Source organism: Streptomyces sp. SID12501, assembly GCF_010550245.1.
Classification (GTDB): Bacteria; Actinomycetota; Actinomycetes; order Streptomycetales; family Streptomycetaceae; genus Streptomyces.
In genome coordinates this window covers 1-606 of sequence record NZ_JAAGLU010000270.1, presented here as the reverse complement: position 1 = coordinate 606, position 606 = coordinate 1, and the positions used below count along the sequence as shown (strand labels likewise).

The window sequence follows — 606 nt, the reverse complement described above, 5'->3', positions numbered from 1 at the left end:
ACGGACGCGCTCAGGTCGTCGAGTACGCCGGACGCGGCGGCGAGTTGCGGGAGGCCTGGGACGGGCTGGACCTGTCGCGGCAGGTCGCGGTGGTCAAGGCGGTGCTAGCCGGCGCGACGGTACTGCCGGCCACGCAGCGGGGCCGGCGCGGGTTCGATCCCGCGCGACTGGCCCCGGACTGGCGGGCCTGGCGCCGCGGGCGCGGGCGGTACCTACAAGGCCACCTCTTTGTCTCCCAGCGGTTCGTGGACAGCTGGCGGAAGCGGCGGCGGATTCTCCTGGTCCTACCCCCTGACCGTGCCCGCGCCGCCAGCCGGGCCGTCGCCGAAGATCGGGTTCTCGTATTCCTCCCAGAGCGTTGACGGCAAGACGTCGGTGGCCAATGGGCAGGCGTCCTGGGTCGGCGACGGCTGGGACTACGAGCCCGGGTTCATCGAGCGCCGCTACCGGTCCTGTGCGGACGACCTGAAGGCGAACCCCGCCAAGCCGAACAACGACAACGCCACGGACAAGAAGAAGGGTGATCTGTGCTGGTCCGGCGACAACGTCGTCATGTCCATGGGCGGCTCGACCATTGAGCTCGTCCACGACGCGACCACAGGGGCC

2 protein-coding genes are annotated in these 606 nt (G+C 70.6%); both read left to right on the top strand.

From position 1 onward, the window contains the following. The coding region (locus G3I71_RS52870) for a hypothetical protein (RefSeq protein WP_343243288.1) at positions 1-362 on the top strand (362 nt) is incomplete at its 5' end. Positions 363-375: 13 nt separating this feature from the next. Next, positions 376-606, top strand: a 231-nt coding sequence (locus tag G3I71_RS52865; protein WP_343243287.1) for a hypothetical protein, incomplete at its 3' end; no start/stop codon positions are given.